The sequence below is a fragment of the Bordetella genomosp. 13 genome (genome assembly GCF_007679965.1).
GTDB lineage: Bacteria > Pseudomonadota > Gammaproteobacteria > Burkholderiales > Burkholderiaceae_B > Bordetella.
The window spans coordinates 231,891-255,452 of sequence record NZ_VEHL01000004.1 but is presented as its reverse complement, the minus strand read 5'-3'; the positions used below and the strand labels follow the sequence as shown (position 1 = coordinate 255,452).

At 73.2% G+C, this 23,562-nt stretch carries 4 protein-coding genes; all 4 read right to left on the bottom strand.

Going from position 1 to position 23,562, the window contains the following annotated elements:
- Positions 1-40 precede the first annotated feature (40 nt).
- From FS845_RS12355 to FS845_RS12340, 4 genes are read right to left on the bottom strand one after another with little or no spacing between them, the layout of a single operon-like run.
- Entirely contained in the window at positions 41-9,172 is a 9,132-nt protein-coding gene (locus FS845_RS12355) for a non-ribosomal peptide synthetase (RefSeq protein ID WP_144635211.1), read from the bottom strand.
- Positions 9,173-12,604, bottom strand: a complete 3,432-nt coding sequence (locus tag FS845_RS12350; RefSeq protein ID WP_144635207.1) for a non-ribosomal peptide synthetase — start codon at positions 12,602-12,604, stop codon at positions 9,173-9,175.
- Positions 12,604-20,508: a non-ribosomal peptide synthetase gene (locus FS845_RS12345; RefSeq protein ID WP_144635204.1), complete on the bottom strand. Its 7,905-nt coding sequence runs from the start codon at positions 20,506-20,508 to the stop codon at positions 12,604-12,606. Before FS845_RS12345 ends, FS845_RS12350 begins: the two co-directional genes overlap by 1 nt.
- Positions 20,502-23,561 (bottom strand): amino acid adenylation domain-containing protein, encoded by a 3,060-nt coding sequence (locus FS845_RS12340; RefSeq protein WP_144635201.1) that lies wholly within the window; start codon positions 23,559-23,561, stop codon positions 20,502-20,504. Before FS845_RS12340 ends, FS845_RS12345 begins: the two co-directional genes overlap by 7 nt.
- Between the last annotated feature and the right edge of the window lies 1 nt (position 23,562).

Below are 23,562 nucleotides of genomic sequence, written 5' to 3'. Positions count from 1 at the left end.
AGGCAGCATCGCGCGGGCGCGCATCACGGCATCGCAGCGCCTACGACACCGCCGCGCTGCGGCAGCGCCGCGCCAGGCTTTCCAGCTCCTGGCGATAGCTGTCCGCCAGGCCCTGCAGCGTTTCCGCCTGGAACACCCGCTTGCTGTAGACGCAGCGCAGCGTGAGCTGGCCGCCGTAGACGCTGCCGACGATCTCGATCCAGTTGGCCAGCGGACCGTCCGGACCGCGCTCGCTCCCCGCGCTTTCCTCGGCCACCGAGAACCCGGAGGCCGCGCCCAGCGCCTGGTCGAACTGGCCCAGGTAGTTGAACGTGATGCGTGCGGGTCCCGCCAGGCCGCCGTGTCCGCCGAAGGGCGCATCGCCGGCGGCCGTATCGGCCGGCGCCAGGTGGCGCAGCACACCGTAGCCCAGCCCGTTGGCGGGCAGCCCGCGCAGGGTCTCGCGCACGGTGTCCAGCGTGCGCCGGGGCGCGTCGGACAGGCCGCCGGACAGGCGCACCGGGTAGGCCGTGGTGAACCAGCCGACCGTGCGGCTGAAGTCCAGCCCGGCGGCGTCGCCCTCGCGGCCATGGCCTTCCAGGCAGATGGCGTGGCTGTCGCCGCCCGTCCAGCGCGACAGCGCGCGTGCCAGGCCGGCCAGCAGCAGCTCGTTGATGGTGGCCCCGTAGGCCGCGGGCGCTTCGCGCAGCAGGCTGTCCGTGGCCGCCGGGTCCAGTTGCACGCGCACCGATGCCACGTCGCGCACCAGGTTCGGCGCGTCGGCATCGTCGCGCGGGATCTCGGTGACGTCGCTCGTCTGCGCCAGCCAGAGCGGCTTCTCGCGCGCCAGCTCGGCCGACGCCGCCATGGCATGCAGGCGCCGCGTCCAGGCCTGGTACGACGAGGTGCGCACGGCCGGCGTGGGCGCGGCGCCGGTGCGCAACTGCCCGTACCAGGTCTGCAGGTCATCCAGCAGAATGCGCCACGACACGCCGTCGATGACCAGGTGGTGCGCCACCAGCAACAGGCGAGCGCTGCCGTCGGGCAGGCGCATGTGCACGGCGCGCCAGACGGGCCCGCATGCCAGGTCCAGGCTGCGCTGAGCCTGCTCCGCCACGGTCGTGACCTGTCCGGCGTCGTCCAGCTCGCGCAGCCACAGCACGTCATCCGCCGCGTCTTCCGGAGCATGGTGCTGCCGCCAGGTACCCGCCGCGTCGCGCGTGAAACGCATGCGCAGCGCGTCGTGCCGGCGCTGCAGCAGCGCCAGCGCCTGGCCCAGCAGGGCGTGGTCCACGGGCTTCGCCGAACGCAGCATGACGGACTGGTTGTAGTGGTCGCGCTGCGCGATGTCCTCGTGCAGGAACCAGTGCTGGATGGGCAGCAGCGGCACGTCGCCGGCCACGCAGGCATCCGGCCGCGGCGCGGCTTCGCGCTTCGCCTGCGGCGCCTGCTCGCACAGCGCGCGCACCGTCTGCAGGCGCATCAGGTCGCGCAGCTTCAGGTCCAGGCCCAGGCCGCTGGCCCGCACCTGCGAGATGACCTGCAGGCTGAGGATCGAGTCCCCGCCGATCTCGAAGAAGTTGTCCAGCGCGCCCACGCGCGGCAGGCCCAGCACGCGTTCCCAGATCCGCGCCAGCGTACGTTCGGCGTCGTTGCGCGGCGCCTCGTACCCGCCATCGGCGCGCGGCTCGGGCAGCGCGGCACGATCCAGCTTGCCGCTGATCAGGCGGGGCAAGGCGTCCAGCGGCACGACGTGCGCGGGCACCATGTGGGCCGGCAACTCGGCCGTCAACTGCCGGCGCACGCGCTCGGACAGCTGCTGGCCCGACTGGCCGGGCAGCGGCACGACGTAGGCGACCAGCTGCGGCCCGCTGCCGTCGCGGCGCGCGACCACGGCGACCTCGGCCACGCCTTCCACGGCGCGCGCGCGGCTCTCGATCTCGCCCGGCTCGATGCGGAACCCGCGGATCTTCACCTGCTCGTCCGCGCGGCCCAGGTACTCGATGTTGCCGTCCTCGCGCCAGCGCGCCAGGTCGCCGGTGCGGTACATGCGGCCGCCCGGCACGTACGGATCCGCAACGAAACGCTCGGCCGTCAGTGGCGCCCGGCCCAGGTAGCCGCGCGCCAGGCCGTTGCGGCCCATGTAGAGCTCGCCCACCGCCCCGCGCGGCACCAGCGCCAGCTCGTGGTCGAGGATGTAGGCATCCCGCTCGCCCACGGGCCGGCCGATGGGCGCGCAGGCGCAGTCGAATGCGGCATCGGCGGGCGCCTTCCAGATCAGCGGGGTCACCACGGTCTCGGTCGGCCCATAGCCGTTGATGAACCATTGTGGCCGCAACGCCTGGCTGGCGCGTTCGAAGCCGCCCTTGGTCATGGCCTCGCCGCCGAACACGTACAGCCGCATGGGCGGCGCCTGGCCGCACAGCCGTGCCCATTCGGCCAGCTGGCCGAGATAGGCCGGCGGGAAGGCAGCCTGCGTGACGCCGTGGCGCACCAGCGCCTCGTGCGTCTGTTCGGCGGTCCAGACCTCGTCGTCGCGCAACGCCAGCCCGGCGCCCACGCACAGGGGCGTCAGCCAGCGCTCGTGCGCGCCGTCGAACGACAGCGACATGAAGTGGAACTCGCAGTCGTCCTCGTCCATGCCGTAGACGCGGGCGGTGGCCGGGCAATGCATGGACATCTGGCCGTGCGGCACGGCCACGCCCTTGGGCGCGCCGGTCGAGCCCGAGGTGTAGATGACGTAGGCCAGTTGCTGCGGATGCACGGGCAGGCCCGGATCCGTGTCGGGCCAGGCCGCCAGGTCGACGGTGTCGATGTCGGTGACCGGCGCGCAATCCAGCGCGCGCATGCGGTCGGCCAGCGAGCATTGGGTCAGCAGCAGCCGCACCGCGCTGTCGCGCAGCAGGTATTGCAGCCGCTCGGCGGGATAGGCCGAGTCCAGCGGCACGTAAGCCCCACCCGCCTTGAGCACGCCCAGCATGGCGGCGAACGCGTCGAACGAGCGCGTCATCGCGATGCCCACGCGCACGTCGGCGCGCACGCCCGCCGCGATCAGGTAATGGGCGATGCGGTTGGCGCGGGCATTCAGTTCGCCGTAGCTGATCCGGTCGTCGTGCAGCGCCAGCGCACGCCGACCGGGGCGCTGGGCGGCATGATGCTCGAAGTGCGCATGCAGCGGCGGGTGCGCGGCAGCCGACGGCTCGCCGCGCCCCAGCGCCAGCAGCGCGTCGGCGTCGGCCTCCGGCAGGACCGGCAGCTCGCGCAGCGGCGCGTCCGCCTGTCCAGCCATCACGCGCAGCAGGTGGAACATCTGGCACGCGAGCGCTTCGACCTGTTCCGCGCTGAAATGCCTGCGCTGGTAGATGAACTTGATGAACAGGGTACTGCCCAGGTGCACCTCGACGTCCATCGGGTACGTCGTGACGTCCAGCGAGGAAGGCCGCTCGAAGCGCAGCTCGCCTTGCGAATTCCCCAGCGCCGCATCCACCGGATAGTTCTCGAAGACGACGATGCTGTCGAACAGACCGCCCTGCTGGCCCGACCAGCGCTGGATCTGGTTCAAGGGCGTCTGTTCGTGCTCGCGCATGGCCGCGTTGGCCGATTGCAGGCCGCGCAGCCACGGTCCCAGCGCCTGCCCGCCCGACGTATCCACCACCACGGGCAGCGTGTTGATGAACAGCCCGACCATGCCGTCGGCGCCCGGCAGATCCATGGGCCGGCCGGCGACGGTGGCGCCGAAGGCCACCACGCCCTGGCCGCAGTAGCGGGACAGCAGCAGGGCCCAGGCCCCCTGCACCAGCGTGTTGGGGGTGATGCGCTCGCGCCGCGCGAACGCCAGCAGGCCGGCCGTGGCGCGCTCGTCCATGCGATGCCGGACTTCGTCGTGGCCCGTGGCCCGCGGCGAGCCCGAGCCCAGGGAGGCGGCCAGCAGCGAGGGCGCCGGCAAGGGCGCGAGCGCGGCCTTCCAGTACGTCTCGCTGGCCGCCGCATCGCGCGTCCGCAGCCACGCGATGTAGTCGCGGTACGGTGCGGCGGCAGGCCGCTGAGTGCGATGCGTGTAGTGCTCCAGCACCTCGCCCAGCACCGCCGACATGCTCCAGCCGTCCATCAACAGATGGTGACGGGTCCAGACGAACTCATGGTGATCGTCGCCCGTACGCACCAGCGACCAGCGCATCAGCGGCGGTTCCAGCAGGTCGAAGGGCCGGCGCTGCTGCCGCGCATGGTCCGCCAGGGCCTCGTCCAGCCCGGCACGCCCGCGCCAGTCGTGCTGCTCCACCTCGATCCGCGCATCGCGCGCCACCCACTGCAACGGCTGTCCGTCGCGGCCGGCCGGCAGGAAGCCCGTGCGCAGCACGTCATGGCGATCCACCACCGCCTGCCAGGCCGCGCGGAAGCGCTCCACGTCGAGCCCGCCGATGCCCAGCCGCAGCTGCGTGACGTACGCCGCGCCCTCCTGATCGTCCAGGCTGTGGAACAGCATGCCGGCCTGCATGGGCGACAGCGGATAGAGGTCCGCCACGCGCGCCGGCAGCAGCGGCAGGCCGTCCAGCCGGGCCTGCGCCACGCGCGCCAGCGGGAAATCGGAAGGCGTGTAACCCAGCGCCCCGGCGCCGCAATGCCCGACGATGGCCAGCAGCTCGCGCTCGTAGTCCCGCAGCCACGCTTCCACCTTGTGCTGCGCATGGCGGCGCGGGTCGAAGCGCACGGACATCTGCAGGGCGCCGCGATAGACGCGTCCACTGACGCCGATCTCGTGCATGCTGGCCGATGCCGGGTCCATGGCGGGCCCCGCATCCTCGGCGGCCGGCTCCCACGGCGCCTCGCCGTTGAAGCTCGCGTCGAACTGGCCCAGGTAGTTGAACACCACGGCGGGCCGCGTGGCGGCGTCCAGCACCTGGCGCTGCGCCGCGGTGCCGCAACGGCTCAAGAGACCGTAGCCGGCCCCGCCGGCGGGCACGTTGCGCAAGGTCTCCTTCACTCGCTTGATGGCATCGCCCAGTTCGCCGCCCGCCTCCAGGCAGACGGGATACAGGCGCGTGAACCATCCCACGGTGCGCGAGTAGTCCTCGTCGCCCGCGCCGTCGCGGCCGTGGCCCTCGATGTCCAGCACGATGCGGTCGCGGCCCGTCGCGCCGCACAGGGCGCGGGCCAGCGCGGTCAGCAGCAGTTCGTGCACCTGCGTGCGGTAGGCCGCGGGCGCGCGGGCCAGCAGCGCCTGCGTGGCCGCCGTGTCCAGCGAGAACTGCAGCGTGCGCAGCGCGCCGACACGGCTGTCCGCCCCAGGGGCGTCGCAGGGCAGCGGCTCGACCGCGGCCTGCGTGTCGCGCCAATAGTCCAGTTCGTCCGCGTGGTCCTGCGCGTGGGCATGCAGCCACGTGGTCCACGTCTTGTAGGACGCGCTGCGCGCGGGCAGCACGATCGCCTGCCCCGCCAGGCACTGGCCATAGGCCAACGCCAGGTCTTCCAGCAGGACCCGCCAGGACACGCCATCCACCGCCAGGTGATGGATGGCCAGCAGCAGGCGGCCCGATCCGTCCTCGGTGCGCAGCCAGGCCGCGCGGGCCAGCGGGCCGTGCTGCAGATCCAGGCTGCGCTGCGCCTGCTGGCAGGCCTCGGTCAGTTGCGCCGCGCCGCCTGCTTCCCGCTCCCATAGCGCGTGCTGCGCATCGAGGTCGGGACCGGGCTCGGCGTAGGCCTGCGACCAGGTGCCATCGGCCTCGCGCCGGTAGCGCAGCCGCAGCGCGTCGTGGGTCCGCGCCACGGTGGCCCATGCGCGCCGCATGGCGTCCAGGTCGACCGGCACGCGCGGCCGCAACAGCAGGGCCTGGTTCCAGTGGTGGCGCGCGGGCACGTCCAGGTCGAAGAACGCCGCCTGCATGGGCGACAGCGGCACCGCGCCTTGCGCGCGATCCGGCTGCGCGCGCGCGCCGGCCCGCGCGCCGACCAGCACGGCGCCCAGGCGGGCCACCGTCTGCTGCTCGAACACCTGGCGGGGCTGCACCTGCCAACCCTCGCGCTGCAGGCGCGCCACCACCTGCAGGCTGAGAATGGAGTCGCCGCCCAGCGCGAAGAAGTTGTCGTTGCGTCCCACCCGGGCCTGGCCCAGCACTTCGCGCCACGCCTGGGCCACCGCCACTTCGGCGGGCGTCGCGGGCACTTCGTACTGCGCGGCGTCCTCGCCCAGCGTCACCTCGGGCAGCGCCTTGCGGTCGATCTTGCCGTTCGCGTTCAGCGGCAATGCGTCCATGGGCACGATGAACTCGGGCACCATGTAGTCGGGCAGGCCGCGTGCCAGCTCGGCGCGCAGCGCCGCAGCATCGATCACGGCATCGGCCGCCGGGCAGGCGTACGCCACCAGCCGCGTGGCCCCGCCGTCCACCCTGGCCACCACCACCGCGTCGCGCACCTGCGGGCAGTCCAGCAGGCGGCTCTCGATCTCGCCCAGCTCGATCCGCAGGCCGCGCACCTTGATCTGATGGTCCAGCCGGCCCAGGTATTCGATCTGGCCGTCTGCGCGCCACCGCACCAGGTCGCCCGTGCGGTACAGGCGCTGGCCGCTGCCCAGCGGGTCCGCCACGAAGCGCTCGCTGCTCAGGCCGGGCCGGTCCAGGTAGCCGCGCGCCAGCCCCGCCCCGCCCAGATAGAGTTCGCCCGGCACGCCGGGCGGCGCCAGGTTCAGGTCGCGGTCCAGCACGCAGACACTCACGCCCGGAATGGGCTCGCCGATGGGCACCGGCTGGCCGGCGCGGCAGGTCCAATGCGTCACCTCGATGGCCGCCTCGGTGGGACCATACAGGTTGTACAGCGCCACGCCGGGGCAGCGCGCCAGCAGCGCGTCCTGGCAATCGCGCGGCAGGGCCTCGCCGCTGCAGAACACGCGGCGCAGGCTGTCGCACGCCTCGATCCCGTCGAACGCCAGGAAGGCGCGCAGCATGGAAGGCACGAAGTGCAGCGTCGTGATCGACTGCTCGCGTATCAGGCGCATCAGCGCCGGCGGATCCCGGTGATCGCCGGGCGGCGCCATCACCAGGCGGGCGCCGACCGTCAGCGGCCAGAAGAACTCCCATACCGACACGTCGAAGCCGAACGGCGTCTTCTGCAGCACCGCGTCGTCGTCGCGCAGGCCGTACGCCTGCCGCGACCACGCGATGCGGTTGGCCACCGCGCGATGGCTGTTGGCCGCGCCCTTGGGCCGGCCGGTCGACCCCGAAGTGAAGATGACGTAGACCAGGTTGTCGCCGTGCAGGGCCACGCCGGGGTTGTGGTCCGGTCCGTCCTGGACCGCGCTTTCCACGTCGACGAAGCGCACCCCGCCGGGCAGGCCGATGCGTTCGGCGACGCCGCCGTGGCTCAGCACGATGTCCAGGCTCGCATCCTCCACCATGTCCGCCAGGCGCTGCGCCGGATGGTCGGGGTCCAGCGGCACGTAGGCGCCGCCGGCCTTCATGATGCCCAGCATGGCCACCACCATGGCCGCCGAGCGCTCCAGCGCGATGCCCACCGGGACGTCGGGGCCGACGCCCAGCGCCCTCAGCCGGTGCGCCAGCCGGTTGGACTGGCGATTCAGTTCGTCGTAGCTCAGCACCCGCTGGCCGCTGACCAGCGCCACCGCCCGCGGCGTGCGGGCCGCCTGCTGCTCGAATCCCTCGTGCACGAGGGGCGCCGCCTCGGCGCGCGGGCCGCCGTCGCCCCAGGCCTGCAGCTGCGCCGCCTGCGCGGCATCCAGCAGCGCCACGTCGCCCACGGCCTGTCCTGCATCACGCGCCAGGGCGCGCAGCATCGCCAGGTAGTGCTCGCCCAGGCGCTGGATCGCCCGCGGCTCGTACAGTTCCTGCGCATAGGCCAGGCTGGCGCGTACGCCCCCGCCGGCATCCTCGCTGGTGGTCAGCATCAGTTCGCACTGCGCCATGCGGCCATCCAGCGCGTAATCGGAGATCTCCAGCGCGCCCACCTGCCGGCGCGCCGACACCGCGCCGGCCTGCAGGTGGTTGTACATGATCTCGAACAGCGCCCCGGAGGCCGTGCCGCGCCCGCCCTGCAGCGCCTCGGCCAGCTGCTCGTACGGCAGGTCCTGGTGCGCCTGCGCGCCCAGCGCCGCCGTCCGTACCTCCGCCAGGACCTCGGCCAGCGATCGGCGCCCATCGACGCGGGCCTGCAGCAGCTGCGTGTTCACGAACAGGCCGATCAGGCGCTCGGTCTCGCTGCGATGGCGGTTGGCCACCGGCACGCCCAGGCGCAACGTCTCCTGCCCCGTATAGCGGTGCAGCAGCGCCACGAACCCCGCCATCAGCACCATGAACAGGCTGGCCTCGTGCGCCTGCGCCACGGTCCGCAAGGACTGCACCAGCGGTGCGTCCAGCGCCATGCCATGGCTGGCGGCGCGGTAGCGGCCGTCGGTGCGGCGTGGATGATCGGGCTGCAGCTGCGCCACCGGAGGCTCGCCGCCGTCGGCCCGCAGCGCAGCCCGCCAGTACGCCAGCTGGCGCTCGCGCTCGCCGGCCTCGAGCCAGTTGCGCTGCCAGGTCGAGTAATCCGCGTACTGGATGGGCAGCGGCGGCAACTGCGCGTCGCGGCCCTGCGTGGCCTGCGACTGATAGTGCGCCACCAGCTCTTCCACCAGCACGCCCATCGACCAGCCGTCGGACACGATGTGGTGCATCGCCAGCACCAGCACGTGTTCCTGCTCATCCAGCCGTATCAGGCCGCCGCGCAGCAGCGGCCCTTCGCGCAGGTCGAACGGCGTATCGGCCACCTGCTGCGCGTACGTTCTTGCCCGAGCCTGTGCGTCGGCCTGGCCGCGCAGGTCCCACTGGTCCCATGCCGGTTCCTGCGCGGGCAGCACGACCTGCTCGCCCAGGCCGGACGAACCGGCGCGGAACACGGTGCGCAGGCTCTCGTGCCGCGCCGTCAGCGCCGCCAGCGCGGCGCGCAGCGCGCGCGCATCCAGCGGACCGGTCAGGCGCAGCGTGCGCACGATGTGATAGGCCGTGCCCTGCGGGTCCATGCTCCACATGAACCATTGCCGGGATTGCGAGTACGACAGCGGCGCGACCTCGCGCGAGGCGGCCGGGACGATGGGCAGTCGCGCGAAATCCAGGCCCTGCTTGGCCAGCGCCTGCAGGAAGCTGGCCTGCTTGTCGCGCGGCAGCCTGCCGAAGCGCTCGGCAAGCGCCTGTTTGCTGGTGTCCATTCAGTTCTCCAATCCATCCAGTAGTGCGGCCATCGAGGCCAGTTCGTCCTGCTCGCCAGCCTGTCCCGCCGTCCGCGCCGCGTCGACCTCCACGGCCATGGACGCCACGGTCGCCTGGCCGAAGAACAGCCGCAGCGGCAGCTCGACGCCGAAGCGTTCGCGCACGCGGGCCTGCAGGCGCATGGCGGCCAGCGAATGGCCGCCCACCGAGAAGAACGCCTGGTCGCGACCGACCGGGCCGGTCTCCAGGACTTCGCGCCACAGCTGCGCCAATGCGGTTTCCGTCTCGCCTTGCGGCGGCTGTCGCGCCGCCGCGTCGTCGGCGATGTCGGGCAGCGCGGCGCGGTCGACCTTGCCGTTGCCGGTCAACGGAATGCCCTGCAATACGCCGATGGCGAATGGCACCAGGTAGGCCGGCAGTGCGTCCTGCAAGGCGCGGCGCAAGGCGGCCGTGTCGAGACGCGCGTCGCTGCGCGCCACCACATAGGCGACCAGCGCATCCCGGCGCACGGCCGCCGCCGCCTGCGCCACGCCGGGCTGGCGCAGCAGCGCAGCCTCGACCTCGCCCATCTCGATGCGATGGCCCTGCAGCTTCACCTGGCCGTCCAGGCGGCCCAGGTATTCGAGCTGACCGTCGTGGCGCCAGCGGGCCAGGTCGCCGGTGCGATACAGCCGCGCGCCGGCCGGACCATGCGGGTCCGCCACGAAGCGCGCGGCGGTCATGCCCGCCTGCCCCAGATACCCGCGCGCAAGGCCCGCGCCGCCGATGTACAGTTGCGCCGCCACGCCGGCGGGCACGGGCTGCAGGGCCTCGTCCAGCAGCACGCAGTACGTGTCGGCGATGGGGGTGCCGATGGGCACCGCGCTGCGCGCCAGGTCGCTTGCGTCCACGCGGCGGCAGGCGGCGAAGGTCGTGGTCTCGGTGGGGCCATAGCCGTTGACCAGTTCGCCGCGCGGCATGGCCTGGCGGGCGCGCGCGGCATGGTGCGTGGACATGGCTTCGCCGCCGGTGATCAGCTGGTCCAGGCCGGCCAGCGCGTCGGGCTCGTGGGTGACCAGCTGGTTGAACAGCGCCGCCGTCAGCCATGCGACGTTCACTGCCTGGCCGCGCAGCACAGCCGCCAGATCGCCCAGTCCCAGCGGACCCGCGGGCGCCTGCACCAGCGTGCCGCCATTGCATAGCGTGCCCCATATCTCCAGGGTGGAGGCATCGAAGGCCAGAGGCGCGAACTGCAGCATGCGCACGCCGGCGTCCAGACGGGCATAGCGGGCGCCCGTGATCAGCCGGTCCACGGCGCGATGCGTGGCCATCACGCCCTTCGGCCGGCCGGTGGAGCCGGAGGTGTACATCACGTAGATGGGGTGGTCGGGATGGACAGGGATGGCGGGGTTGGCGTCGTGGCCGGACGCGCCGCGCGCGGCGGCGGGCGCGGCCGGCGGCTGCCCGGCGTCCGCGAGGCCGGGGTCGTTCGGCGGGCCTTGGGGCCGGTCGCCATGGGCCAGCCCCTGATGGGCCAGCCCCTGCTCATCCAGGCGCAGGCGGGGCACCTGCGTCCACGCCGGCGCCGCGGCATCCGTGCCGGCGTCCACCAGCAGCAGCGCGATCGCCGCGTCCCGCGCCATGTCCGCCAGGCGCTGCGCGGGATAGTCCGGGTCCAGCGGCACGTAGGCGCCGCCCGCCTTCAGGATGCCCAGCAGCCCCACCACCATCGCGGCCGAGCGCGGCAGCGCGATGCCCACCTGCACGTCCGGCCCCACGCCCAGCTCGGCCAGCCGATGGGCCAGGCGGTTGGCGCGGCGGTTCAGTTCCGTGTAGCTGAGCGACTGGTCGCCATTGACCAGCGCGACCGCGTCCGGCGTGCGCGTCGCCTGGGCCTCGAAGCGCGCGTGCACGGGCTGCGCGGCGACCGCCCGGGCGGGGCCCGCGCCCCAGGCGCGCAGCTGCGCGTCCTCTTCCGGGTCCAGCAGCGCGATCTCGCCCACCGCCCGTTCCGCATCGCTCGCCAGCGCGCGCAGGACCGCCACGTAGTGCTCGCCGAATCGCCGCACGCGCCACGCCTCGTACAGCTCCTGCGCATACGTCAGCTGGACCCGCACTTCGCCCGTGCCGTCCTCGCTCGTGGCCAGCATCAGGTCGCACTGCGCCGCGCGTCCGTCCAGCGGATAGTCGGCGATGTCCAGTTCGCCGACACGGCGGTGCTGTGACGATGGCGCCGACTGCAGATGGTTGTACATGATCTCGAACAGCGGGCCCGCCCCGCGGCTATCCTGCAGGGCCTCGACCAGTTGCTCGTACGGCAGGTCCTGGTGCGCCTGCGCGCCCAGCGCGGCGGCGCGGACACGCGCCAGCAGCTCGGCCAGCGTCGTGCGGCCATCCAGCCGCGCCTGCAGCAGCTGCGTGTTCACGAACAGGCCGACCAGGCGCTCGGTCTCGCTGCGGTGGCGGTTGGCGATGGGCATGCCCAGCCGCACGGTGCCCTGCCCCGTATGCCGATGCAGCAGTGCCACGAACCCCGCCATCAGCACCATGAACAGGCTGGCCCCGTGCGCCTGCGCCGTCGCGCGCAGCGACTGCGCCAGCGGCGCGTCCAGCGTCAGCGCGTGGCTGGCGGCCCGATGGCGGCCATCCGCACGGCGCGGATGGTCGGCCTGCCACTGCGTCGCGACGGGTGCGTCGCCGCCGGCCAGCAGCGCGTCTCGCCAGTATTCCAATTGGCGTTCGCGCTCGCCGGCCTCCAGCCAGTTGCGCTGCCATGCCGCGTAGTCCGCATACTGGATCGGCAACGGCGGCAACACCGCGGCGCCGCCTGTCGAGGCATGGGAGCGATACTGCGTCACCAGCTCCTCCACCAGCACGCCCATCGACCACGCATCCGACACGATGTGATGCATGGCCAGCACCAGCACGTGCTCCTGCTCGTCCAGCCGGACCAGGCCCGCGCGCAGCAATGGGCCCGCGCACAGGTCGAAGGGCGTGTCGGCCACCTGCTGCGCATGCGCACGAGCCCGCGCCTGGGCATCGGACTGGCCGCGCAGGTCCCAGCGCGCCAGCACGGGCGGCTGCGCGGCAAGCACCACCTGCTCGCCCTCGCCGCCCTCGCCCGCGCGGAACACCGTGCGCAGGCTCTCGTGCCGCGCAACCAGCGCCGCCAGCGCACGCTGCAGCGCGTCGGCGTCCAAGGGCCCCCGCAGGCGCAAGGCGCGCGCGATGTGATACGAATTACCCTGCCGGTCCAGGTTCCAGATGAACCACAGGCGGGCTTGCGCATACGACAACGGCTCGGGGCCGTCGGCATGCGCGGAACGGGGAATCAGGGGCAACTGCGACGGCAGGATGCCCTCGGCGCGCATGCGCTGGTAGAACTGCGCACGCTGGTCCGGCGTGGCGTTGCCAAAGCGCTGCATCAGCCGCTCGGCGGCAAGGCGTTCCATCAAGAGGTCTCCAGCGTATCGAAGAAGGCATCGAGCGTGTCCAGGGCCTGGCTGCCGGCCGTCACCGGCGCCTGCGCCACGCGCTGCGCGAAATCGCGCAGCACCGGAGCGGCGAACAGCGCCGAGACGTCCAGCTCGCAGCCCCGCTCGCTCTGCACGCGCGCCACCACCTGCATGGCGCTGAGCGAATGGCCGCCCAGCATGAAGAAGTCGCTGTCGCGCGAAAGGACCTCCACGTGCAGCACCTCGCCCCACATGCGGGCCAGAGCGGCTTCCAGCTCGCCTTGCGGCGGCTCGGCGGCCTGTTGCGCGGACGGCAACGGCAAGGCCTTGCGGTCCACCTTGCCGCTGTTGTTCAAGGGCAGGGCATCCAGCACGCAGATGTGCGCGGGCACCATGTACTCGGGCAGCGCGCGCGCCAGCGCGGCACGCAGCAGCGCGGCGTCGGGCCGTGCGCCGCCGCGGCCGGTCACGTAGGCGGCCAGCGCCGGCGCGTCCCCGCCCTGCCACACCGTGACGACGGCGGCGCCCACGCCGGCCTGCGCCAGCAGTTGCGCCTCGATCTCGCCCAGTTCGATGCGGTGGCCGCGCACCTTGACCTGATGGTCCGCGCGTCCCAGGTACTCAAGGCCGCCGTCCGCCGTGCGCCGCACCAGGTCTCCCGTGCGGAACAGGCGGCCCGTGCCGGCGGGATCGGCCACGAAGCGCTCGGCCGACAAGCCCGGCCGGCCCCAATAGCCGTGCGCCAGCCCATCGCCGCCGATGTAAAGCTCGCCGACCACGCCGGCCGGCACGGGATGCATGCGCGCGTCCAGCACGTGCAGCGTCGTGCGGGCGACAGGCCGGTCGATGGAAGGCGGCAGCGCCGCCACGGGCGTGGCGCTGGACCAGATGGTGGTTTCGGTGGGCCCGTACATGTTCCACAACGACACGCCGCGCTCGCGCAGCTCGGCGGCCAGGCCTTCGTGCAGGGCTTCGCCGCCGCACAGGCCGGTCAGCGGCCGGCCCGGGTCGGCGCGCCAGCCCGCGGCCAGCAGCAGGCGCCAGCCTGCCGGCGTCAGCTGCAGGAAGCCCGGCTTGCGCTGGCGCAGCAGGGCCGCCAGCGCCACGCCATCGCGCGCCTGGGCACGGGTCGCCAGCGTCAGGCTCGCCCCGAGCGTCAGGGGCAGGAAGAGCTCCAGCGCGGCGATGTCGAAGGACAGCGAGGTGGTCGCCACCAGTTGGTCGTCGTCGTCCATGCCGGGCGCCTGGCGCATGGCGTACAGGAAGTTGTCCAGGGCGCCGTGCGGCACCATCACGCCCTTGGGCTTGCCGGTCGAGCCCGAGGTGTAGATCAGGTAGGCCAGGTGCTGCGGTCCAATCGACAGCGTGGGCGCATGGTCGCCGGCGGCCTCGGCCATGCATGCCTCCAGGGTCAGCACGCGCCAGCGATCGCCGGCACGCTCGGCGTCGGCGGCCGTGCTGGCCAGCACCAGCCGCACGCCGCTGTCCTGCAGCATGTATTCGGCGCGTTCGGCCGGCAGGGCCGGATCGACCGGCACATAGGCCGCGCCCGCCTTCAGGATGCCCAGCAAGCCCGCCAGCATGGCGGGCTCGCGGTCCATGGCGATGGCCACCCGGTCGCCGGGCTGCACGCCCAGCCGGCGCAGGCCCTGCGCCACGCGGTTGGCGCGCGCGTCCAGCTGCGCGTACGTCCAGTCCTGCCCGCCCGCCGACACGGCAAGCCGACCGGGGCGCTGCCGCGCCTGGCGGGCGAACTGCTCGTGCACCGGCACGTAGCCCCAGGGATCGCCGCGTTCGTCCTGGATCGGCGGCGCCGCATCGCGCAGCGCCGCCTCGCCCAGCACGGCATCGCAATGGCCGCACAGCCACCGCAGCAGGTGCTCGAACTGCGTGGCGATGGCCTCGGCCCGGTGCGCGTCGAAATCGCGGCCGGCGTAGGCGAAGGCGGCGTGCAGCGTGTCGTCGACGTGTACGGTGACGGTCATCGGATAGCCCGTCTCGTAGCGATTGACTGGCAGCCCGAAACCCACGCCGGCCGCCTCGCCCTCGCGCAGCGCGCGGTCCACCGGATAGTTCTCGAACACCAGGATGGAATCGAAGAGGGCCTGCCCGCCCTGCCCCGTCCAGGCCTGGATCTCGTACAGCGGCGTGGCCGCGTGCTCGCGCGCGCGTGCCTCGTCCGCCTGCAGCCCGCGCAGCCACGCGCCGACTCGGGCGCCGTCGGGCAGGCTCGCGACGACGGGCAGGGTGTTGATGAACAGGCCCACCATCTCCTGCGCGCCGGGCAGGTCGGCCGGCCGGCCGGCCACGGTCGCGCCGAATGCGACGCAATGGCTGCCCACGTGGCGTGACAGCAGCAGCGCCCACGCGGCCTGCACCAGCGTATTCACCGTGACGCGTTCGCGCTGCGCGCAGGCGCTCAGCAAGGTCATTCCGGCCACGTCCAGCGAGCGATGCAGCACGGCGGGACCGGTGTCGCGGCCGGCCTGGGCACGGCCCGCCTCGGCCAGCCGGGTCGGCGCGCCCAGCGGAGCCAGCCGGTCCGTCCAATACTGGCGCGCGGCATCCGCGTCGGTGCGCGCCAGCCAGGCCAGGTAATCGCGGAACCGGGGCGCCGCGCCGTTCGACGGTTGTCCCGCGTAGGCGCGCAGCACGTCGCCCAGCAGGCGCGACACGCTCCAGCCGTCCATCAACGCATGATGGTGCGTCCACACCAGATGATGGCGATCGGCATCGACGCGCACCAGCAGCAGGCGCATCAGCGGGGGCTCCGCCAGGTCGAAGCCGCGCTCCAGCGCCGCGCGGGCCAGGTCATCGATGTGTGCCGCCATGTCAGGATCGCCGCGCAGGTCCTGCACGTCCAGCGGCAGCGGCGCCTGCCTGGCAACCCACTGCAGCGGCACGCCCGCGCCGCCCGGCAGGAATCCCGTGCGCAGGACGTCGCAACGCTGCAGCACGTCCTGCCACGCCCGGCGAAAGCGCGGCACGTCCAAGCCATCGATGTCCACGCGCAGCTGGTTGATGTAGGCGGCGCCGGCCGCGCCGCTCATGCCATGGAAGAGCATGCCCGCCTGCATGGGCGTGGCGGGATAGATATCCTCGACGCGCTGCGCGGCCAGCGGCAGCGCGTCCAGCTGCGCCTGCGTCAGGCCGGCCAGCGGCACGTCCGACGGCGTCAGGCCTCGTGCCTGCGCGCCGCAGTGCGCCACCAGCGCCTTCAGTTCGTCGCGGAAGTCGTCGAGCCACGACTGGATGTCCCGCTCGTCGTGGCGTGCCGCGCCGAACGACACCGACAGCGTCAGCGCGCCGCGGAACACGCTGCCCTTCACGTTGAACTCGTGGGCGCTTTCCGCGCGCGGATCCATGGCGGCGCCCGGCGCGCCGGGCAAGGCGCACCAGCCCGCCTGGGTGGGCTGGCCATCGTCGTACTGGCCCAGGTAGTTGAAGACCACCTGGCGCGGCGGCAGCGTCACGGCGTCGGTTGACCGTTGCCATGCGTCGAACCCCAGTCCATGATGCGGCGCCCGGCGCAGGCTTTCCTTCACGCGCTTGATGGCGGCCCCGGGCTCGCCCAGCGGCCGCAGCGCGACCGGATAGAGATTGGTGAACCATCCCACGGTCCGCGACAGGTCGACGTCGTCGAACACCGGCTCGCGCCCGTGCCCTTCCAGGTCGACCAGCACGTGATCCTGCCCGCTCCAGCGGCACAGCGCGCGGCCCAGCGCGGCCAGCAGCAGGTCATTGACCTGCGTGCGGTAGGCCGCGGGAGCCTGGCGCAGCAGGCGGTCCGTCCAGTCGGCATCCAGCATGGCCGTCAGCGTGCGCTGGTCGGCCAGCGCGCGGCTGCCCGCCGCATCGCCCTGGGGCAGCGCCGCCGGGACATCCGCCAGGCCGCGCCAATGCGCACTTTCGGCGGCGCCGACCGCCAGCCGTGTCCGCAACGCCGCGGCCCAGGCCTGGAAGCTGCAGCCCACGGGCGCCAGCCGGCACACCTGGCCGTTGCGCGCCTGCTCGTAGGCCTGCCGCAGGTCGTCCAGCAGGATGCGCCACGACACGCCGTCCACCGCCAGATGGTGGATGACCACCAGCATGCGCGCCGGCGCGCCTTCGGTGTCGACGATCTGCAGCCGCAGCAACGGCCCCTGCTCGATGTCCAGGCTGCGCTGGGCCCGCTCGAAGAGGGCCAGGGCGTCGTGCTCATCGCGCGCCGTGGCCCGCCAGACCAGTTCGCCGGCATCGTCGGCATTCGGCGCGTGGTATTGGACCCATTGCCCGGGCGCCTGCTGCCGATAGCGCAGGCGCAAGGCGTCGTGCGTGGCCAGCACGGCCTGGAGCGCCCGCGCCAGGGTGGCCGTGTCGGGCGGGGCGTCGGCCTGCAGCAGCACGGCCTGGTTCCAGTGATTCCGGTTCGGGATGCGCCGTGCGAAATAGCGTTGCTGTATCGGCAGCAGCGGCGCCTCGCCCTGCGCGGGTCCGGCCTGCGTGCTGACGGACCCGTCCAGCCGCTCGGCCTCGCCCGCCAGCGCCGCGATGGTCTGCCGTTCGAAGACCTGCCGCGGCGACAGGCGCCAGCCCGCATTGCGCAGGCGCGCCACCAGTTGCAGGCTGAGAATGGAATCGCCGCCCGCTTCGAAGAAATTGTCGTGCCGGCCCGGCCTAGCGGTGCCCAGCACCTCGGACCAGGCCTGTGCGATGGCGGTCTCGGCCCCGTCGCGGGGGGCATCGTAGGCCTGCGCGGCCAGCTCGGGCTCGGGCAGGGCCGCGCGGTCCAGCTTGCCGTTGGGCGTGCGGGGCAGCGCGGGCAACAAGACGATGGCCGACGGCACCATGTAATGCGGCAACCGGCGCGCCAGCTGGTCGCGCAGCGCGTCGGCCGTGTCCACGGCGGCCGTGTCCACTGCGGCCGTATCCATGGCGGCCGTGTCGGCGCCGTGGCTGGCACGTGCGGGGTCCATCACCACATAGGCGACGAGCCGGGCCGCGCCGTTGGACGCGGCGCGCGCCAGCGCGACGGCCTGCGCCGCCCCGGCCGCCAGCAGCGCCTGTTCGACTTCGGCGGGCTCGACACGGAAGCCGCGGATCTTGATCAGATGATCGCGTCGGCCCAGGTAGGCCAGTTGCCCGTCGGGCAGGATCACCGCGCGGTCGCCCGTGCGATAGAGGCGTGCGCCGGCATGTTCCGGGTCGGCCACGAAACGCTCGCTGGTCAGTCCGGCGCGGCCGAAATAGCCGCGCGCCAGGCCGGCGCCGCCGAGGTACAGCTCGCCCGGCACGCCCGGCGGCACGGGGTTCAGGTCCGCGTCCAGCACGCGGGCGTGCCGTTCGCCCACGGCGGTGCCGATGGGGGCATAGGCCGTTGCGGGGATACTTGCCGGGAGCACGCCAGGCGCTGCGGCCTGCGTCGCCCAGGCAGCCAACGCGGGGAGCGTCGCCAAGGATTCGGGCGCCACCCATGCGCACGGGGTGATCACCGCCTCGGTCGGACCATAAGAATTCACCAGCACTCGCGCGTCCAGGTCCGCGCGCGCCTGGTGCACGCCGTCCAGCGGCCAGGCCTCGCCGCCCGCGATGCAGAGCCGTATGCGCAGCCCCTGCCGGCGGGCCTCCGCGCCGAACTCGCGCAGGTAGGCGGGCGGCAGGTGCACCGCCGTCACGCCCTGCCCGCGCGCATGGGATGCCAGCGCTTCCGCATCCCACATGCCGGGCGGCGGCACCACCACGGCTGCGCCCGCGCACAGCGGCGCCATCCACTGCGAGCCGGCGGCGTCGAAGCTGATCGATGCGAACAGCAGCTGGCGATCATCGGACCGCAGGCCGAAGCGCCGCACCGCAGCGGCGATGTGCATGCCCAGCGCCCCGTGCGTGACGGCCACGCCCTTGGGCGTGCCGGTGGAGCCCGAGGTGTAGATCACGTAGGCCAGGGACTGCGGGGCCGGATCGGTGGGGTTGGCGCGATTCCCCTGCGCGGGCGCGGAGACATGCGCGGCATCGGCAGCGAGTACGGCGCGCGTGGCATGAGCGGCCTGCGTGGCAGCGTCGACATCGCTCGCGTCGGCGGTGTCGCTCACGCCAGCGGCGTCTCGCGCGTCCAGCGTGGCCAGGTCCAGCACGCGCACCTCCGGCATGTCCCGCAGGATCGCCCGCACGCCATCATCGGACCGGGCCAATGCCTCGTGGACGATGGCGAACCGCGCGCCGCTGTCGCGCAGCATGTAGGCGATGCGCGCGGCGGGATAGGCGGCGTCCACCGGCACATAGGCCGCGCCGCGCTTCATCACGCCCAGCAGGGCCGCGAGCAGCTCGGCGCCGCGCGGCACCGCGACCGCGACGCAGGATTCCGGCCTCGCGCCCACGCGGCGCAGATGGTCCGCTATCCGGCGGGCGTACGCGTCGAGCCGCGCATACGTCCACGCGCCGCGCTCGTCCACCACGGCGATGGCATCGGGCCGTTGCGCGGCCTTCGCCTCGAACTGCGCGACGACCGAAGGCTGGATCACAATTTGCTCGGGCGGCGTGGCAGCGACGATCGCCGGCCGGGCCGCCGCCGCGATGCCGGTATCGCCCACCAGGCTGTCCGGCGCGTGCGCCAACCGATGCAGCACATGGGCCATGGCGTCCAGCATGCGCCGCGCGGTGTCCGCCTGGAAGAGACCGCTGTCGTACTCCAGCCGCAGCCGGCAGCCCCGCGCGTCCAGCATGCACAGCAACGACAGCTCGAACTTGGGCGCGATCGCCTGCAGGGGCAAGGCCTCGGCCTGCAACCCGTCGAGCATCAGCGCGGCATCCGCGTCGGCCACCTGCACGCCGAACAGTGTCTGGAACAAAGGATGGCGGGTGCCGTCGCGCGCCTCGCCGCGTCCGGCCAGCAGGCGCTCCAGCGGCAGCGCGGCCTGGTCCATGGCCTGCAGCGCGACGCGCCGCACGTCGCGGCACAGCTGGCGCAGGCTCACGTCGGCGCGCAACCGCGCGCGAAACACCTGCGTGGTGACGAAGCAGCCGACCAGTCCCTGCGCCGCCTCATCGTCACGGCCCGCGGACGGCACGCCGACGGCATAGTCCTGCTGGCCACTGTAGCGGCCCAGCACGACCTGCCACGCCGCCATCAGCACCATGAAAGGGGTGCTGCGCTCGGCCTTGCAGAACGCCGCCAGCGCGGCGAAATCGTCCGCCGCCAGGCGCTGCTGGACGGTGGCGGCCACCTGCCCCGCCCGCTGCGAACGCGGCGCGTCGGTGGGCAGGTCCAACACCGGCACCTCGTCGCCCAGGTGCGCCTGCCAGAACGCCAGGCTGCGCGCCAGCGCGGCCTGCGCCTCGGGCCCGCGCTGTGCGCGGGCATGGTCGCCATACTGCAGCGGCAGCGCGGGCAGCGGCGCGGCAGCCCCGCGCACCGCGCGCCGGTAGGCCTCGGCCACGTCGGCCGCGAACAGCGGATTGGACCAGGCGTCCGACACGATGTGGTGCAGGCACAGCGCCAGCGTCCACTGGTCGTCGGCCGTGCGCAGCAGGCTGCCGACCATCAGCGGCGCGCGGGACAGGTCGAATTCGTGCTGGCTGACGGCCGCGATCGCGCGCACCACCTGCGCCGTGCGCACGGCGTCCGGCTGGCCGCGCAGGTCATGCCGATCCAGGGCGAAATCGCAGGCGTCGTGCACGCATTGCATGGCCTGGCCGTCCGCCTCGTGGAAACTGGTGCGCAGAATCTCGTGGCGCGCCAGCACCGCACGCAACGCCGCGTCCAGCGCGTCGGGGTCGAGCGTGCCCCGCAGCCGGAATGCGCGCGGCAGGTTGTAGGCCGTGGCGCCCGCGCGCGTGCGCTGCGCCAGCCACAGCTGTTCCTGCGCATACGACAGCGGATGGCAACGGCCGGCGGGATGCGGCGCGGCGCCGCCGGCGCTCAGCACGGCTGGGCCTCGCCCGCCACGGCGGCGAACGCATCGGCCCGCGCGCGCAGCGCCGCGGCCAGCCCGCGCGCGGTGGGATGGTCGAACACCAGCGCGGGGCTGGCCTCCAGCTGCAGCGTATTGCGCAGGCGCGCCACCAGCTTGATCACCAGGATGGAATGGCCGCCCAGGTCGAAGAAATCCTCGTCCTCGCCGATATGGTCGCGTCCGAGCACCTTCGCCATGGTGTCGCGCACGGCCTGCTCGATGGGGTCCAGAGCGGCGGCGCCGGCCGCGGGCTGCGGCGCGGTCGGGGTCGCAGGGGTGGCGGTGATCGCGCCGGCGGCCAGGCCGCGACGGTCGATCTTGCCGTTCTCCAGCCGCGGCATGTCGGCCACGAAGCGGTATCGTGCCGGCAGCATGTAGTCCGGCAGGCGCCGAGCCAGCGCCGTGCGCAAGGCTTGCTCCAGACCTGCCGATCGTGCCTCTGCATGCGGGGTTTCGGTATCCGAGGCGTCGGTGGAGACCGCGCCGGCATGCGCTGCGGCCGAGTCCTGCTGCACATGGGCCACCAAGGCCGTGCCGGTGGCGGCGTCGGCTTCGGTCAGCACCACGGCCTGGGCCACGCCCGGCACGGCGCGCAGCGCCGCTTCGACCTCGCCCGGCTCGACGCGATATCCGCGCACTTTCACCTGATGGTCCGCGCGTCCCGCGATGCGCAGGCCGCCCTCGGCCAGCACGTAGGCCAGATCGCCGGTGCGATAAAGCAGCGCCCCGGGCAGGAAGGGATCCTCGACGAAGGCATGCGGATCGCGTCCGTTCAGGTATCCGCGGCACAGCTGCGCGCCCCCGATGTACACCTCGCCCAGGCTGCCGGCGGGCGCCGGCTCGCCCTGCGCGTCCAGCACGCGCACACGGTTGCCGTCCAGCACGGTGCTCAGCGGCAGCACGTCGCCGCGCACGCCGTCGACACCGACCTCATGGATCATGACGCCCACCGTGGTCTCGCTGGGGCCATAGTGATTGAAGATGCGGCATGCCGGGGCCACCGCGCGGATGCGCCGCACCAGCGCCGCGGGCGTGGCCTCGCCGCCCAGCACCAGGGTGGCGGGCAACGCCGGCGAATCGTGCTCCAGCAAGGCCTGCAGGTGCGAGGGCACGATCTTCAGCGCGTCGACGCCGCCGTCGCGCAGGAACGCGCTGAACGCCGCGCCGTCCAGCGTGTCGCGCGCCTGCGCGAAGGCGATGCGGGCGCCGCTGTACCAGGCGCCGACCAGCGCGGTATAGCCCAGGTCGGCCGCCAGCGAACTGGCCAGCCCCCAGCTGCGGCATTGCGACAGGCCCATGGCGGCCGTCGCGGCCCGGGCATAGTTGGCCAGCGCGCCATGCGTGATGGCCACACCCTTGGGCGTGCCGGTCGAACCGGAGGTGTACACGACGTAGGCAAGCGCGTCGGAGGCGATGGCGGGGTCGGCGGCGGCGGGCACGTCGGTGTGCACTTCGGCCTGCATCGCGGCGCGGTCTTCCTGGCCAGGAATCCCGGCCAGGTAGCCCAGCGGCGCCTCGCCCGCTTCCACGACCAGCACCGGCCGCGCATCGTCCAGCACCGCCTGCATCCGCCCTTCGGGCCAGGAGGGGTCCACGACCACATAGGCCGCGCCGGCGCGCCATACGCCGGCGACGGCCAGGGCCAGCGCGGGCGTGGGCGGCAGGCGCAATGCCACCAGGCTACCGGGCAGGACGCCCTGCCGCGCCAGCCAGGCAGCCACCGCACCGGCGCGTGCATACAGGCCGGCGTAATCCACGACCTGGCCATCGGCCAGCGCCAACGCGGGCGCTTGCGGGGTCTCGGCGGCCCAGTGCCAAAGGCGCTGCGCCAGCAATGGCGGTTCGCCGGCCTGCTCCGCCCGATCGCCTCGCGCCAGCAAGGCCGCGCGCTGGGGCGCATCCATCAGGCCATAGTCCGCCGCGGACCGGTGGACGTCCTGCGCCACCGCGTCCAGCAGCACCGCGTACTGGTCCAGCAGCGCGGCCAACGCGTCGCGGGAATAACGCGCCGCATCGCCCTGCACCTGGACCACGCCGGGCTGTTCCGCATGCAGATGCAGGCACAGCGCGAAGCCTTCCGTGGGCAGATGCGCGACCTGCACGGAAGAAGCGTCGCCCGGCAATACCGCATCCTGGCGGTGCACCACCGCACCGCATGCCTGCGCGGCGCGCAACGCCTGGGCCTGCCCGGGCAGGAACTCGCGCGCGGCCGCATGGGACTCCCACGTCTCGCGCAGGCCTTCCAGCCAGGCCGCGACGGTGGGCGCGGCCCCCACGTCCACCACCAGCGGCAATGTCCGCTGATACCGTCCCACGCCGTCACGCATCAGGTCGTAGTCGTCGCGGCAATCGTGCACCCAGCCGCCAACGTAGGGTTGAAGGCCATTCAATCGGGTCAGCAGCAGCCACCACACGGCCTGCTGCAGCTGCGCCGGCAGGATGCCGAGCCTTTCGGCCTGCGCGCGCGCCCGCGCCACGACGCCGGACGGCAGCGCGATGGCGGCCCGCACCGCCGCGCCGGGCGAGGACGCCGGCAACGACGCCACGCTCGCGCCCGGCAGGCCCTGCGCCCGCGACAGGCAATCCGCCCAGTAGACCTGGCCTTGCTGGGCATCGGCCGACTGCGCCAACCCGTCGCACCATGCCAGGTAATCGCCGAACTGGAAGGCCGGTTCGTCCGCATCCCGTCCGTCCGGCGACGCGCCTTGCAGCAGGTCCCGGGCGACGATGTGGGCACTGGGCAAATCCACGCGCGCAGGGTCGAACGCCAGCAGCAGCACGGGTCCGGCCGCACCAACCCACGTCGCCCGCAGCGCCCCGTCCGCGGGCAGCGGCGTGGCCGCCTCCCGCGCCACGAGCGCCTGCAACGACTCCTGCCCGCCCGCCTCGCGCCACGCGTCCTGCGCTGCGCCCAGCGCCTCGTGGCGACGCACCACGGCCTGCAAGGCCGCCCGCCAGCGGGACGGTGCACCCTCGGACTGGCCCGCATCCATCGCCAGCTTCAACACGATATTGCCCTGCTGCATG

Excerpts from the sequence above, each read along its gene's own strand:
- FS845_RS12340 (WP_144635201.1), bottom strand. The coding sequence starts at position 23,561 with ATGCAGCAGGGCAATATCGTGTTGAAGCTGGCGATGGATGCGGGCCAG.
- FS845_RS12350 (WP_144635207.1), bottom strand. The coding sequence starts at position 12,604 with ATGGAACGCCTTGCCGCCGAGCGGCTGATGCAGCGCTTTGGCAACGCC.
- FS845_RS12355 (WP_144635211.1), bottom strand. The coding sequence starts at position 9,172 with ATGGACACCAGCAAACAGGCGCTTGCCGAGCGCTTCGGCAGGCTGCCG.